Source organism: Pseudomonas sp. 3JA, from assembly GCF_036961705.1.
GTDB lineage: Bacteria > Pseudomonadota > Gammaproteobacteria > Pseudomonadales > Pseudomonadaceae > Aquipseudomonas > Aquipseudomonas fluorescens_Q.
The window spans coordinates 17139-30650 of record NZ_JBAMDJ010000016.1; the positions used below are offsets into that span (position 1 = coordinate 17139).

The 13512-nt window shown below is 61.6% G+C and carries 11 protein-coding genes; 1 reads left to right on the forward strand and 10 read right to left on the reverse strand.

Annotated features, from left to right (window positions below; genetic code table 11):
* Nucleotides 1–33: 33 nt before the first annotated feature.
* From trpE to V7773_RS14520, 10 genes are all read right to left on the reverse strand, one after another.
* Nucleotides 34–1515: an anthranilate synthase component I gene (gene trpE / locus V7773_RS14475; RefSeq protein ID WP_092221562.1), complete on the reverse strand. Its 1482-nt coding sequence runs from the start codon at nucleotides 1513–1515 to the stop codon at nucleotides 34–36.
* Between the two features lie 70 nt (nucleotides 1516–1585).
* Nucleotides 1586–2404 carry a phosphoglycolate phosphatase gene (locus tag V7773_RS14480; protein WP_063324122.1) on the reverse strand — a complete coding sequence of 273 codons (819 nt, stop codon included), beginning with the start codon at nucleotides 2402–2404 and terminating at the stop codon, nucleotides 1586–1588.
* Entirely contained in the window at nucleotides 2401–3075 is a 675-nt protein-coding gene (gene rpe, locus V7773_RS14485) for a ribulose-phosphate 3-epimerase (protein ID WP_063324121.1), read from the reverse strand. The genes V7773_RS14480 and rpe overlap by 4 nt, the downstream gene beginning before the upstream one ends.
* 78 nt (nucleotides 3076–3153) lie before the next feature.
* Nucleotides 3154–4302, reverse strand: a complete 1149-nt coding sequence (locus V7773_RS14490; RefSeq protein ID WP_063324120.1) for an iron-containing alcohol dehydrogenase — start codon at nucleotides 4300–4302, stop codon at nucleotides 3154–3156.
* Nucleotides 4303–4491: 189 nt separating this feature from the next.
* Nucleotides 4492–5316 carry an ABC transporter permease gene (locus V7773_RS14495; RefSeq protein WP_063324119.1) on the reverse strand — a complete coding sequence of 275 codons (825 nt, stop codon included), beginning with the start codon at nucleotides 5314–5316 and terminating at the stop codon, nucleotides 4492–4494.
* A gap of 13 nt (nucleotides 5317–5329) precedes the next feature.
* On the reverse strand, nucleotides 5330–6577 hold the full coding sequence (locus V7773_RS14500) for an ABC transporter permease (protein WP_018607201.1): 1248 nt from the start codon (nucleotides 6575–6577) through the stop codon (nucleotides 5330–5332).
* 226 nt (nucleotides 6578–6803) lie between these two features.
* Nucleotides 6804–7847, reverse strand: a complete 1044-nt coding sequence (locus V7773_RS14505) for an ABC transporter substrate-binding protein (protein ID WP_003206153.1) — start codon at nucleotides 7845–7847, stop codon at nucleotides 6804–6806.
* 49 nt (nucleotides 7848–7896) lie between these two features.
* Nucleotides 7897–9021, reverse strand: a complete 1125-nt coding sequence (locus V7773_RS14510; protein ID WP_336073966.1) for an ABC transporter ATP-binding protein — start codon at nucleotides 9019–9021, stop codon at nucleotides 7897–7899.
* Nucleotides 9022–9277: 256 nt separating this feature from the next.
* Nucleotides 9278–9907 carry a response regulator gene (locus tag V7773_RS14515; protein ID WP_003206156.1) on the reverse strand — a complete coding sequence of 210 codons (630 nt, stop codon included), beginning with the start codon at nucleotides 9905–9907 and terminating at the stop codon, nucleotides 9278–9280.
* Nucleotides 9908–10031: 124 nt separating this feature from the next.
* A complete protein-coding gene (locus tag V7773_RS14520; protein WP_336073967.1) occupies nucleotides 10032–12428 on the reverse strand; it encodes a PAS domain-containing sensor histidine kinase in 2397 nt (798 codons plus the stop codon).
* A 75-nt stretch (nucleotides 12429–12503) separates the two neighbouring features.
* Between V7773_RS14520 and V7773_RS14525 the strand changes: the two genes are divergently transcribed.
* A complete protein-coding gene (locus tag V7773_RS14525) occupies nucleotides 12504–13496 on the forward strand; it encodes an alpha/beta hydrolase family protein (protein WP_336073968.1) in 993 nt (330 codons plus the stop codon).
* Nucleotides 13497–13512 lie beyond the last annotated feature (16 nt).

Genomic DNA, 13512 nt, shown 5'->3' on the forward strand with positions numbered 1-13512 from the left:
CTCCCACACACTGATCGAGTTATTGAAGGGTTTTCAATCGTTCGAAGTCTGCTCGGCCAGCGCCACGGCGCGGAACATGGCCCGGCGCTTGTTCAGGGTTTCTTCCCACTCCAGCGCCGGCACCGAGTCGGCGACGATACCGCCGCCGGCCTGTACGTGCAGTTCACCGTTCTTGATCACGGCAGTGCGAATGGCAATGGCAGTGTCCATGTTGCCGTTCCAGGCGAAGTAACCCACGGCCCCGCCGTACACGCCCCGCTTGACCGGCTCCAGCTCGTCGATGATTTCCATCGCGCGGATTTTCGGCGCGCCAGACAAGGTGCCCGCCGGCAGGATCGCCCGCAAGGCGTCCATCGCCGTCAGCCCGGCCTTCAACTGGCCGGTGACGTTGGAGACGATGTGCATCACGTTGGAATAGCGCTCGATGACCATCTTCTCGGTGAGCTTCACCGAGCCGATTTCCGAGACCCGCCCGGTGTCGTTGCGCCCCAGGTCAATCAGCATCAGGTGCTCGGCGATTTCCTTGTCGTCCGACAGCAAATCCTCTTCCAAGGCCCGGTCAGCTTCCTCCGTAGCGCCACGGGGGCGAGTGCCGGCGATCGGCCGGACGGTGATCAGGTTGTCTTCGACCCGCACCAGCACTTCCGGCGAACTGCCCACGACATGGAAGTCGCCGAAGTTGAAGAAGTACATGTAGGGCGTCGGGTTGAAACAGCGCAGCGCCCGATAGAGATCGATCGGCGCCGCCTTGAAGTCAATGGACATCCGTTGCGACGGCACTACCTGCATGCAGTCACCCGCGAGGATGTACTCCTTGATGGTATCGACGGCCCGTTCGTAATCGTCCTGGGTGAAACTGGAACGAAACACCGGGTCGGTCGCCGACTGCTTGCTGAAGTCCAGGCCGGGACGCGGAGCGATCGGCTGACGTAACTTTTCCAACAGTGCTTGCAGGCTTTGTTGACCTTGCTCGTAGGCATCTTCCTGGGACGGATCGGCCAGGACGATGGCGTGCATCTTGCCGGCGAGGTTGTCGAAAACGACGACCGCATCGGACACCATCAGCAAAATATCCGGCACGCCCAGCGGATCGGGGTTCGGGCAGGTGCCCAGGCGTTTTTCCACGTAACGCACGCAGTCGTAGCCGAAATACCCCACCAGGCCACCGTTGAAGCGCGGCAGGCCGGGGATGGTCGGCACGTTGTAGCGGGCCTTGAAGGTTTCGACGAACGCCAGCGGGTCTTCAACTTCGAGGCTTTCGATTTCGACACCGTCGTGGGTCACGCTGACGCGATGGTCATGGACCCGCAGCACCGTGCGGCACGGCAGGCCGATGATGGAATAACGGCCCCATTTCTCACCGCCCTGCACCGATTCGAGCAAGTAGGAGTTGGGCTGGTCGGCCAACTTGAGGTAGATCGACAGCGGTGTGTCGAAGTCAGCCAGGGTTTCACAGGCAAGAGGGATGCGGTTGTAGCCGGCAGCGGCTAGACGCAGGAATTCTTCGCGGATCATGGGGTGCCTCGTGGCAAGAGGAGCTGACAGTCAGGTATGCAAACGCGCCGGATAACCGGCCGGGATCACGTCAGGTGCGCCAACGCCAGCGGGCCAGGGCCTTCATGACTTTCATCCAGAGTTTGCGAGTGACCACCACGATGGCGTTTCCAGAAGAGGATTGAACAGCGTCGGGCAACGTTATCTCAGCGGCCGGGTCCAGGCAACCGGGAATTAACAGGCGCAAATCGTCGATTACCAGGGCAGGACATTCTTCGGCGATTGGGCGGCCGTGGTTGTAGCCGTAACTCAGTGCCACACATTTGACCCCTGCCGCCTTGGCCGCCAGCACATCGCTGCGCGAGTCGCCGACGAACAAGGATTGAGAGGCCGGGATGTTGGCCATTTTCATCACGAAAAACAGCGCGGCCGGATCAGGCTTTTTCTGCGGTAAGGTATCGCCGCCAATGATCCAGCGGAAATAGCGGCCGATTTTCATCTGGTCCAGCAACGGCGCAACGAAGCGCTCCGGTTTGTTGGTAATCAGGGCCATTTCCACGCCCTGCTTTTGCAGCCACTTGAGGGTGGAGCGCACGCCGGGGTAGACCACCGTCAGTTGGTGATTGTCTTCGTAGGCTTCATTGAACAACGCCAGCGCCCGCTCGGCCTCGGCATCATCGACACCTTGGGCATCGATGTCATTGGCCAGGGCCCGGCGCACCAGCATCGGCGCGCCATTGCCGACCCAGTGGCGTACCGAATCGAGGCCGGCAGGCGGGCGTCCAAGCTTGAGCAGCATCGTGTCCACCGCCGCCGCGAGGTCCGGGACCGAATCGACCAATGTGCCATCGAGGTCGAACATCACCAGACGCGGCAAGCTGCCGGGGAACAGCTGCTCGAAACCGCTCATGGGCGCGCCAAGGCCAGTTCGGCGCGCATTTGTGCAATCACCTCTTCGTAGTCCGGTGCGTTGAAGATGGCCGAACCCGCGACAAACGTGTCGGCGCCGGCCGCGGCGATTTCACGGATATTCTTCACATTCACACCACCGTCGATTTCCAGGCGGATGTCACGCCCCGAGGCATCGATCAACGCACGGGCTTCGCGCAGCTTGTCGAGCGTGCCCGGGATGAACTTCTGCCCGCCGAAGCCAGGGTTGACGCTCATCAGCAGGATCATGTCGACCTTGTCCATCACGTACTTGAGCACGTCCAGGGGCGTCGCCGGGTTGAACACCAGGCCGGCCTTGCAACCGCCTTCGCGGATCAATTGCAGGGAGCGGTCAATGTGCTGCGTGGCTTCAGGGTGGAAAGTGATGTAGGTAGCGCCGGCTTCGATGAAGTCACCAACGATGCGGTCCACCGGGCTGACCATCAAATGCGCGTCGATCGGCGCGGTGACGCCGTACTTGCGCAGCGCCGCGCAGACCATCGGGCCGATGGTCAGGTTGGGTACGTAGTGGTTGTCCATGACATCGAAGTGCACGATGTCGGCCCCGGCGGCCAGAACGTTGTCCACTTCCTCGCCCAGGCGGGCGAAGTCGGCAGAGAGAATCGACGGAGCAATAGCGAAGGGCTGCATGACGCACCTGTTTTGAGCGAAATCACGATGGCGCGCATTGTATACCTCAAGATTTGGCGCGCCCACCGTGGCAATCGATCAATACGCCGCGCGGTAGATCTTCTCGATATCGGCGGCGCTCAGTTTGCGTGGATTGTTGCGCATTAACCGTTCTATTCCCGCCGCTTCCACCGCCATGGATGGAATCACGTCCTCGGTCACGCCCAGGCTGCTGAGACCTTGGGGTATTTCCACGGCAGCACACAGCGTAATCATCGCCTCCACAGCCTCATCGGCCGCCTCAAGGTCGCTCAGGTGAGCGGTCTTGAGGCCCATGGCCTCGGCGATGTCACGCATGCGCTCGACACAGGCCATCTTGTTCCAGGTCATGACGTATGGCAGCAACATAGCATTGGCGACGCCATGGGACACGTGAAAACGCCCGCCTAATGGATAAGCCAGTGCATGGACCGCCCCAACCCCGGCATTGCCGAATGCCATGCCGGCCATGAGGCTGGCCGTGGCCATGTCTTCCCGGGCTTGCAGGTGAGCCGGGTTGGCATAGGCCTTGGGCAGCGCGCGGCTGATCAGCTTGATTGCGCCGATGGCCAGGGCATCGGTGATTGGCGAAGCATTGAGCGACAGGTAGGCCTCGATGGCGTGTGCCAGCGCATCAACGCCACTGGCAGCCGTGACGCCGCGCGGACAGGTGAGGGTCATCTGCGGACTGACCAGCGCCACGTCCGGCAACAGATAATCGCTGACGATGCCTTTTTTCAGCTGCGCGGCCTTGTCGGAGAGGATCGCCACGTTGGTGACTTCCGAACCGGTACCGGCCGTGGTGGGGATGGCAATCATGGGCGGGCCTTTGCGCGGCACCTGATCGACGCCGAACATATCCTGCAGCTCGCCGTGGTACCCGGCATAGACGCCCACGCACTTGGCAATGTCGATGGCACTGCCACCGCCGAGACCGATCAGGCCATCATGACCACCGTCGCGATAGGCTTGCATGCAGTCCTCGACAATGGCGATTTCCGGGTCCGGCATCACCCGGTCGAAAATCTCGTAGTCCCGTCCGCCCAGATGTTGCAAGGCCAGTTCCACGGTGCCGGACTTGACCAACGCCGCATCGGTCACGATCAGCGGGTTGTCGACGTCCAGGCGCGTCAACTCCGCAGCCAGTTGCTCGATGGCAGCAGCACCGGTGATCAGTTTATGGGCGATCTTGAATGAGGAAAGACTCATGTGCGCGGCCTCTTATTCGAGTATGGGCTGGCACAAGGATAGCTCGGTATTGGAGGTTGTCTGCCATTCAGCTTATGAATACACCGCAACCCCATTGTGGGAGCGGGCTTGCTCGCGAATACGTCGGCACATTCAACATTTATGTCGACTGGCACACCGCATTCGCGAGCAAGCCCGCTCCCACATTCGTCAGGCCTGGGTAGTACGCAGCTTCTCGCTACGCCCACGCAACCACTCCAGGGTCAGCAACAGGATCACCGAGAAGGCAATCAGCAGGGTCGCCGCCGCCGCGATGGTGGGGCTGAGGTTTTCGCGGATGCCGCTGAACATCTGCCGTGGCAAGGTTGCCTGCTCGGGGCCGGCCAGGAACAGGGTCACCACCACTTCATCGAACGACGTCGCGAAGGCGAACAGTGCGCCGGAGATCACACCCGGGGCGATCAACGGCAGGGTCACCCGACGAAACGCCGTCAGTGGCGAAGCCCCAAGACTGGCGGCAGCCCGAACCAGGTTGTGGTTGAACCCCTGCAGGGTCGCCGACACCGTGATGATCACGAACGGTACACCCAGCACGGCGTGGACCACGATCAGCGAGAAGAAGCTGTTGCCCATCCCCAGCGGGGCGAAAAACAGGTAACTGGCCACGCCAATGATCACCACCGGCACCACCATCGGCGAAATCACCAGGGCCATCACCAACGCCTTGCCTGGGAAGTCACCACGGGTCAGGCCGATGGCCGCGAGCGTGCCGAAGACCATCGCCAGCAACGTCGCCGCCGGGGCCACGATGATGCTGTTCTTCAGCGCTCGCATCCATTCGGCCGAGGCGAAGAAATCGTGGTACCACTGCAGCGAAAAGCCTTGCAGCGGGTACACCAGGAAACTGCCGGAGTTGAACGACAGTGGAATGATCACCAGCACCGGCAGGATCAGGAACAACAGAATCAGCCCGCAGAGTGTGCGCAAGCAGTAGAACCACACCCGCTCGACGGGGGACATGTAAGGACTCACCATTTTCGATCTCCCCTTAGCTCAGGCGCAGGCGACTGGCGCCCACCAGCCAGCTGTAAATCAGATAAAGCACGATGGTCGCCAGTAACAGCAGCCCGCCGAGCGCCGTGGCCATGCCCCAGTTGATGCTGGTGTTGGTGTAGAACGCGACGAAGTAGCTGACCATCTGATCGTTCGGGCTGCCCAGCAGCGCCGGCGTGATGTAGTAGCCGATGGCAAGGATGAACACCAACAGGCAACCGGCACCGACCCCGGCATAGGTCTGCGGGAAGTACACCCGCCAGAAACTGGCGAACGGGTGACAGCCCAGGGAAATCGCCGCACGCATATAGGTTGGCGAGATGCCCTTCATCACGCTGTAGATCGGCAGGATCATGAACGGCAGCAGGATGTGGACCATGGAGATGTATACGCCGGTGCGGTTGAACACCAGCTCCAGGGGCTTATCGATGACGCCCATGGCCATCAGCGCACTGTTGATCAGACCACCGGACTGCAGCAGCACGATCCATGCGGCGACGCGTACCAGGATCGAGGTCCAGAACGGTAGCAGCACCAGGATCATCAGCAGGTTGCTCTGGCGCGAAGGCAGGTTAGCCAGCAGGTAGGCCAACGGATAAGCCAGCACCAGGCAGATCGCGGTGATCACCAGGCCCATCCAGAACGTGCGAGTGAAGATATCCAGGTAAATCGCCTGGTCGGGGGTAGCTGGGGCCAGTTCGCCGAGGTCATCGATGCGGTGATCGACGGCCGCCAGCAGGTAATACGGGGTAACGTCGCTGGTGTTGCGGCGGATCACCTGCCAGTACGCCGGGTCGCCCCAACGCTCATCGAGGTTTTCCAAGGCTTCTTTATAGGAAGCCGGCTCGGTGGCAAACGGCAACGCCCGAGCGGTCTTGGTCAGCAGGCTACGATAGCCGGCCAGTTCCATGTTCAGGCGCTTGGACAAGTCGCCCAAGGTCTGATTCTTGCGGGCTTCGGCCAGGTCTTCACTGGCAGCCTTGTACACCGGCTCGCCCGGCAAACCACGTCCGTCCCATGCAGCGACGGCGGCGACAGTGCGAGGCATGGCGCCCACCACTTCCGGGTTGCTGACGCTTTTGAACAGCAGCGCCACGATCGGCACCAGGAACACCAGCAACAGAAACAACACCAGCGGCGCGATCAAGGCCTGGGCCTTCCAGCGGTTGATCCGCTCGGCATGCTTGAGCCGTTGCTTGAGGGTGGGGCTGGTGCCCGCGTTCAGTGGAACGGCGATAGCCATGGCGAACTCCGCGAATCTTTTTGATCGTTACAGAGGCGGCGGGCCACCTCTGTTCTTTTGAAACCGCAACCTGTGCAAGCGAGTCATTGTGGCGAGCGAGCTTGCTCGCGCTGGGCTGCGAAGCGGCCCCAAAACTTTGTCGGCAACGCCAATTTTGTGAGTGCTGCGCACTCAAGCGGGAGCAAGCTCCCTCGCCACAAAGCCCGTTCACCCATGGACGCTTTGGTTACTTGGCCGCCCAGGAGTTGAAGCGCTGCTCCAGTTGCTCACCGTTGTCAGCCCAGAAGCTGACGTCGATCTGCACTTGGTTGGCGATGTTTTCCGGGGTGGTCGGCATGTCCTTCAGGACATCCTTGGCCAGCAACGGTACAGCCTGGGTATTGGCCGGACCGTAGGCGATGTTTTCCGAATAGGTCTTCTGCTGCTGCGGCGCCACCGAGAAGGCGATGAACTTCTTCGCCGCTTCGGCGCGGGTCTTGTCCAGGCCACGTGGGATGGCCCAAGCGTCGAAGTCGTAGATACCGCCGTTCCACACCACTTTCAGGTTGCTTTCTTTCTGTACCGCGGCGATCCGGCCGTTGTAGGCTGAGCTCATGACCACGTCACCGGAAGCCAGGTACTGCGGCGGCTGGGCGCCAGCTTCCCACCACTGGATGTTCGGCTTGAGCTCATCGAGCTTCTTGAAGGCGCGATCCTGGCCGTCTTTGCCAGCCAGTACTTTGTAGACGTCTTTCGGCGCTACGCCATCGGCCATCAAGGCGAATTCCAGGGTGTACTTGGCGCCCTTGCGCAGGCCACGTTTGCCTGGGAATTGCTTGGTGTCCCAGAAATCCGCCCAACTGGTCGGCGCGGTCTTGAGCTTGTCGGCGTTGTAGGCCAGCACGGTCGACCACACGAAGAAGCCCACGCCGCAAGGCTGGATGGCGCCCTTGACGTAGTCTTCGGCCTTGCCGAACAGGGCCGGATCGAGTTGTTCGAACATGTCTTCGTCACAACCACGGGACAATTCCGGGGACTCGACTTCTACCAAATCCCACGAAACGCTCTTGGTATCGACCATGGCCTTGACCTTGGCCATTTCGCCGTTGTACTCGCCAGCCACGATCTTGCCATTGCCGGCCGCTTCCCACGGTGCGTAAAAGGCTTTGACCTGAGCCGCCTTGTTCGCCCCGCCGAAAGACACCACGGTCAGGTCCGGGCCCGCCGCCATCGCGCTTGCCGCACCCATCATGCCCAGTGTCAGGGCTGTGAACTTCAGGGATCTCAACATTTATTGTTCTCTCCACGTGCAGGGTTGGTGTTGGTACAGCAGGGGGCGATCAATTCGCCTCTAGAAGGGGATCGAGCGCACGCACATGCTCGACTTGCCAGCCAAGCGGAACCACGTCCCCAACCGCGAGCGCGGGATCGAGCTCGGCAATCGGCTGTTTCACGAAGAAGTCGGTCTTGCCGCAGACTTCCAGGCGAACCCGGACGTGGTCGCCCAGATAGATGAATTCCGCCACCCTCCCTGAGAAGCGGTTGACGCATTGTTCGCTGACGCCGTTGAGGCTCACCCGTTCCGGGCGGATCGACAGGGTCACCGGCTCGCCAGGCTTGCCGACATTCACCGCCAATGCCTCGACCTTTTCACCGCGTCCCAATTCCACCAGGCAGCGGTCGCCGGTCTGACTGTGCAGACGACCGTTGAGACGGTTGTTTTCGCCAATGAAGTTGGCGACGAAGGTGTTTTTCGGCTCTTCATACAGTGTGCGCGGCGGGGCGATCTGCTGGATCTCGCCCTGGTGGAATACCGCCACGCGGTCAGACATGGTCAAGGCTTCGCCCTGGTCGTGGGTCACGTACACCACGGTGACGCCGAGGCGCTGGTGCAGATGCTTGATTTCCATCTGCATGTGTTCACGCAGCTGCTTGTCCAACGCACCCAGGGGTTCGTCCATCAACACCAACTGCGGTTCGAACACCAGCGCCCGGGCCAGGGCAACCCGTTGTTGCTGGCCGCCGGACAATTGCGCCGGGTAGCGTTGGGCGAAGCTGTCCAACTGGACCATGCTCAAGACGCGCTTGACCCGATCACTCACGTCGCTCTTGTTCAGGCCACGCACCGTCAGCGGGAACGCCAGGTTCTCGGCGACGGTCATGTGCGGGAACAAGGCGTAGTTCTGGAACACCATGCCGATGTCGCGCTTGTGCGGTGGCACGTTGTTGATCGAGCGCCCGGCCAGCAGGATCTCACCGGCGGTTGGGGTCTCAAACCCGGCGAGCATCATCAGGCTGGTGGTCTTGCCGGAGCCGGAAGGCCCGAGCAGGGTCAGGAATTCGCCCTTGCGAATGTCCAGGTTGAGGTCTTTGACGATCAGGTTCTCGCCGTCGTAGCTCTTTTGCACACCACGAAAGCTGACCAGCACATCACTGGCCCCCGCGCTTGAATCGACCTGGCTCATACCCGCACCTTTTGTATTGATGACTGCTTGTGAGTCAAGCCTAGTGGAGCCTGGGGCCGGCGCAAATCGGGGCGCAGGAGAGAATCACCTCAGCCGGATGGAAGAGTCGGGGTAGGGATCGCCCTACAGGGATGGCGGGATTGGGTAAGTGCAGCGGCAAGTGATGAGCGGCAAGCGGCAAGCAGGGGCGAAAAGCGCTGTTGGGGTGTGTCGCAAATGGATATGCCGAGACAAAACCTTGTGGGAGCGCTGAAGCTCAGAGCAACTTGTGCTCCATCGCATACTTCACCAACTCAGCCAATGAGGTGATGTTGAGCTTCTGCATCAGCCGCGCCTTGTGGGTGCTGATGGTCTTGCTGCTCAGGGCCAGTTGCTGGGCGATATCGTTGACGTTGGCGCCCTGGGCCAGGCGTTCGAAGACGGAGAATTCACGCTCGGACAGCAGTGAGTGCAGCGGTCGCGTGTCGGTCAGGCCGACTTCAAAGACCATGCGGTCGGCCAGGTCCGGGTCGATATAGCGTCCGCCGGCCGCGACCTTGCGAATCGCCATGAGCAGCAGGGCCGGGTCGCTGTCCTTGGTCGCGTAGCCGGCGGCGCCGACCTTCAGGGCACGGGCGGCCATTTGCGCTTCGTCATGCATCGACAGCACCAGGATGGCCGGCGGGTTGTTCAGCGCCCGGATCCGTGGGATCGCCTCCAGGCCGTTGACGCCGGGCATGGAAATGTCCAGCAGCACCACTTCGCAGGGCACATGCCGCAAGGTTTCGAGCAACTGCTCACCATTGCTCGCCTCCCCTACCACCACCAGGTCCTTGGCCAGGCCGATCAGTTGCTTGATGCCTTCACGGACGATGGTGTGGTCTTCGGCTACCAGTACACGGATCACATTGTTCTCCAGATTCAGGATCCCTCATCGCGAGCAAGCTCGCTCCCGCAGGGCGTATGTGTACATCTCAATCAATGTGGAGCGAGCTGGCTCGCGATTGGGCCCGCCCAGGCAACCCACCCCATCAGGCCTCATGCAACGGCACCCGCACCGACAGGGTCGTCCCCTCCCCCGGCTCACTCTCCAGGGTCAACTGCCCGCCCATGATCAATACTCGTTCACGCATGCCGACCAGGCCAAAGGAGGTTGGCCGACTCGTATCGGCAATAAATCCTACACCGTCGTCGCTGACGGTCAGACACAATTCGTCGCCCTCCTGAACCAGCGTCAGCTCTACAGTATGCGCTTGGGCATGGCGCATCACGTTGGTCAGCGCTTCCTGGAGAATCCGGAACAGGCCAATGGCCTTGGCGTCGCTCAGGGCCGGCAGGTTGTCCGGCACCTGCACCAGGCATGGGATCTGCGTACGCGCCTCGAAACGCCGAGCCTGCCATTCGATGGCCGAGGCAATGCCAGCATCCAGGATCGGCGGGCGGAGCGCCGTTGCCACATCCCGCACCAGCTGGAACAACTGAGCAATCAGGCGCTTCATGCTATTAAGCCGCTCATGCAGGCCCGGGTCGAGTTGCGCGTAGGCCAATTCGCACATGGATGTTTCTAGCTTCAACACCGTCAGCATCTGGCCCAGCTCGTCGTGGACCTCCCGGGCAATGCGCGCCTTTTCCTCTTCCCGCACACTTTCCAGGTGCGCTGACAATTCGCGCAACTGTTCCCGTGAGCTGGCCAGCTCCAGTTCGATGCGCTTGCTTTCGGTGATGTCCCAGACGATTCCGTCCCAGACATAGGCGCCATCTTCGAGACGGCGGGTGATCGCTTTGATCTCGGCCCAGCGCTCCTGGCCTTCGCGGGTCAGGATGCGGCCTTGCCATGACCAGTCACTGTCGGTGTCCAGCGCCTGGTCCTGAGTGCAGTGGTAATCGGCCTTGTCCTGCGGGTGCACCAGGCTGCGCAGCCCGGTGTCGCTGCGGGCCAGGGTTGCAGGGGAATAACCCACCAGGCTTTCGCTGCCTTCGCTGATGTAGGCAAAGTCGATCTGGCCGGTCACCGGCGCCCGCTCCAGGCGAAAGACCAGACCTGGCACATTAGCGGCAATACCTTGCAACCGCGCTTCGCTTTCGCGCAACGCCGCCAGCGCTCGTCGGCGCTCGGTCACGTCGTTGAGGTAGACCACCAGGTATTCAGCGTCGCGAAAGCGCAGGAAGCTCAGAGAAACGTCAGCCGGCAAGATGCTGCCATCGGCTCGCACGCATTCGGTTTCGAAACTCTGCGGCCCATCTTCGCTGGCCCGGGCGCGCTTCCACAGGTTCAGCCAGCGATCCATGTGCAAACCCGGCTCGAAGTCGATCAAGGGGCGGTCGATGATGGCGCCCGAGGCATAGCCGAGCATGGTTTCAGCCGCTCGGTTGGCATAACGCACGTGGCTGTCCCAATTGACCCAGAGGATGCCGACCGTACTTTGATCGATGGAAAACTGCGTCAGGCGCAAGGCTTCTTCGCTGGCCGTACGCTGGGCGATGTCCTCCCTCGCGGCACGCAGACGACGCTCCAGTGCGCGTTGCTGGCGGCGCTGCCAGAACACGATGGCGACGCTGCTGAGCAGCAGGGCCAGAATCAATAGGGTCAAGTTCTGCCAGAAGCCCGGGGTCTCGGTCAGGCGTGGATATTTTGGCTTGAGCCAACGGCTGTGCAATTGCTCCAGTTCCTTGGCCGGGATCGCCTGCAAACCGCTGTCGATGATCTCGGCCAGTTCCGGCCAGTCCCGGCGCGTGGCAACCCGCAGCAACTGCGGCAGGCCGATGTCGCCCACCACCGCCAGCTCGGCGAATTCGGGCTCGACCATCAACCGCCCGAGCTGTGCCTCGTCGACCACCGCGTATCGAGCCTGCTGGGTCAGTAATAATTGCAGGGCCTCGCGCTCCATCGGCACACCTTGCAGATTCAGCGTCGGGTAGTTGCTGCGCAGGTAATCGGCCGTCGCGCTGGGCATGCGCACCGCGACCCGGGCCTGGCTGTCGAGTTTTTCCAACTCCACCCCTTCGGCGCCCTTCTGCGCGCCGACGATCAGTTGCGGCACGCGCATATAGGGATCGGAAAATTGCCAGAGCTTGAGCCCGCCCGGGGATTGGGTCAGGCCCGGCGCTACGTCCACCTCGCCGGCGCGCACCGCTGCTTCCAGCTGTGCCAGGTCCTGGAAATTGCGCCAGGTGAGCTCGACGTTCAACGCCTTGCCCAGCCATTGCATCAACTCGACGTTAGTGCCGGACAAACGCTGCAGGCGCCGGTCGTATTGGGCATAGGGCGCCTGCAATACCAGGCCGACCCGCCATTGCGGATGTTGCACCAACCATTGGCGCTGTCCCGCATTCAATTGCACCCCATGCGTCGACGGCGCGGGCGCGGCCCACGCCATCAAGGGAAGCCATAAACAGCCGATAACCCACAGGCAGCAAAAACGCATCATCGAAGTCTCAATGCACTGACAAATACTGACCAACCCATTAGGCTGCCGGAAATACTTCTGGTCATGGAATATCCAATGCCCTCTGTTTATCGCCTGGCGTTGCCAGCATTGTGCCTGTCGCTGATCCTGCCAAGTGCCTTTTCTGTACAGGCCAGCGAAACGGCGCCCGCCGCGCAGCAACCTGCCGAGGAAAAACCCGTCGAGCGCCAACCCTTGCTCGAGCGTAGCCAGGAAGAGGCGACCGCACTTGAACGAAGAGTCCCGGCCCAGGAACAACAACAGTTACAGACCGGCAGCGATGCCTTCCTGGCACTGTGGAAACCGGCCAATACCGGCGACCCCAGAGGCGCAGTCATCATAATCCCCGGCGCCGGCGAAACAGCTGACTGGCCTCAAGCTATCGGCCCTTTGCGGAAAAAGTTGCCAGATGTTGAGTGGAGCAGCCTGAGTATCACCCTGCCGGACCTGCAAAGCGACGTCATTGCACCGCGCGTGGTAGAAACACCGCCCGAGACCAAGCCGACCGACACCGCTGCCGCAGCACCGGACGCCACCACTGCGGCGCCGATCGAACAGGCCGCAGGCGGCGAAGCCGATGCGACAGATCCCGTCGTCGACCAAACCGATGAAGAACATGCCAAGGCCGACGCCGAGCGCATCTTCGCCCGTATCGATGCAGCCCTGGCCTACGCCGAACAGCAAAGCGCACGCCGTATCGTGCTGCTGGGCCATGGCACTGGCGCCTATTGGGCAGCGCGCTACTTGAGTGAAAAGCAGCCCTCACAAGTCGAACGCTTCGTGATGGTGGCCGCCCAGACCCCGGCCACCGCCAAGCCGGCCCTGGCCGAACTGACCTCGACCTTGAAACTGGCGACCGCCGACATTTTCTACATGGACAAGCCGCTGGATCGAAACGCGGCGCTGGAGCGCTTGCAGGCGAGCAAACGCTTGAAAGGCTCGACCTTCAGCCAGGTGTCCCTCAAGGCCCTGCCGAACCCGGCGGCGGAGCAGGAGCAGCTGTTTCGTCGGGTCCGGGGTTGGTTGAATCCGCAGAAGGCGGGGGAGTAAGGCTGACCCGTTCGGG

Bases quoted from the DNA above. Each gene is read 5' to 3' on its own strand.
- trpE (WP_092221562.1), bottom strand. From the start codon at position 1,515: ATGATCCGCGAAGAATTCCTGCGTCTAGCCGCTGCCGGCTACAACCGC.
- V7773_RS14480 (WP_063324122.1), bottom strand. From the start codon at position 2,404: ATGAGCGGTTTCGAGCAGCTGTTCCCCGGCAGCTTGCCGCGTCTGGTG.
- rpe (WP_063324121.1), bottom strand. From the start codon at position 3,075: ATGCAGCCCTTCGCTATTGCTCCGTCGATTCTCTCTGCCGACTTCGCC.
- V7773_RS14490 (WP_063324120.1), bottom strand. From the start codon at position 4,302: ATGAGTCTTTCCTCATTCAAGATCGCCCATAAACTGATCACCGGTGCT.
- V7773_RS14495 (WP_063324119.1), bottom strand. From the start codon at position 5,316: ATGGTGAGTCCTTACATGTCCCCCGTCGAGCGGGTGTGGTTCTACTGC.
- V7773_RS14500 (WP_018607201.1), bottom strand. From the start codon at position 6,577: ATGGCTATCGCCGTTCCACTGAACGCGGGCACCAGCCCCACCCTCAAG.
- V7773_RS14505 (WP_003206153.1), bottom strand. From the start codon at position 7,847: ATGTTGAGATCCCTGAAGTTCACAGCCCTGACACTGGGCATGATGGGT.
- V7773_RS14510 (WP_336073966.1), bottom strand. From the start codon at position 9,021: ATGAGCCAGGTCGATTCAAGCGCGGGGGCCAGTGATGTGCTGGTCAGC.
- V7773_RS14520 (WP_336073967.1), bottom strand. From the start codon at position 12,428: ATGATGCGTTTTTGCTGCCTGTGGGTTATCGGCTGTTTATGGCTTCCC.
- V7773_RS14525 (WP_336073968.1), top strand. From the start codon at position 12,504: ATGCCCTCTGTTTATCGCCTGGCGTTGCCAGCATTGTGCCTGTCGCTG.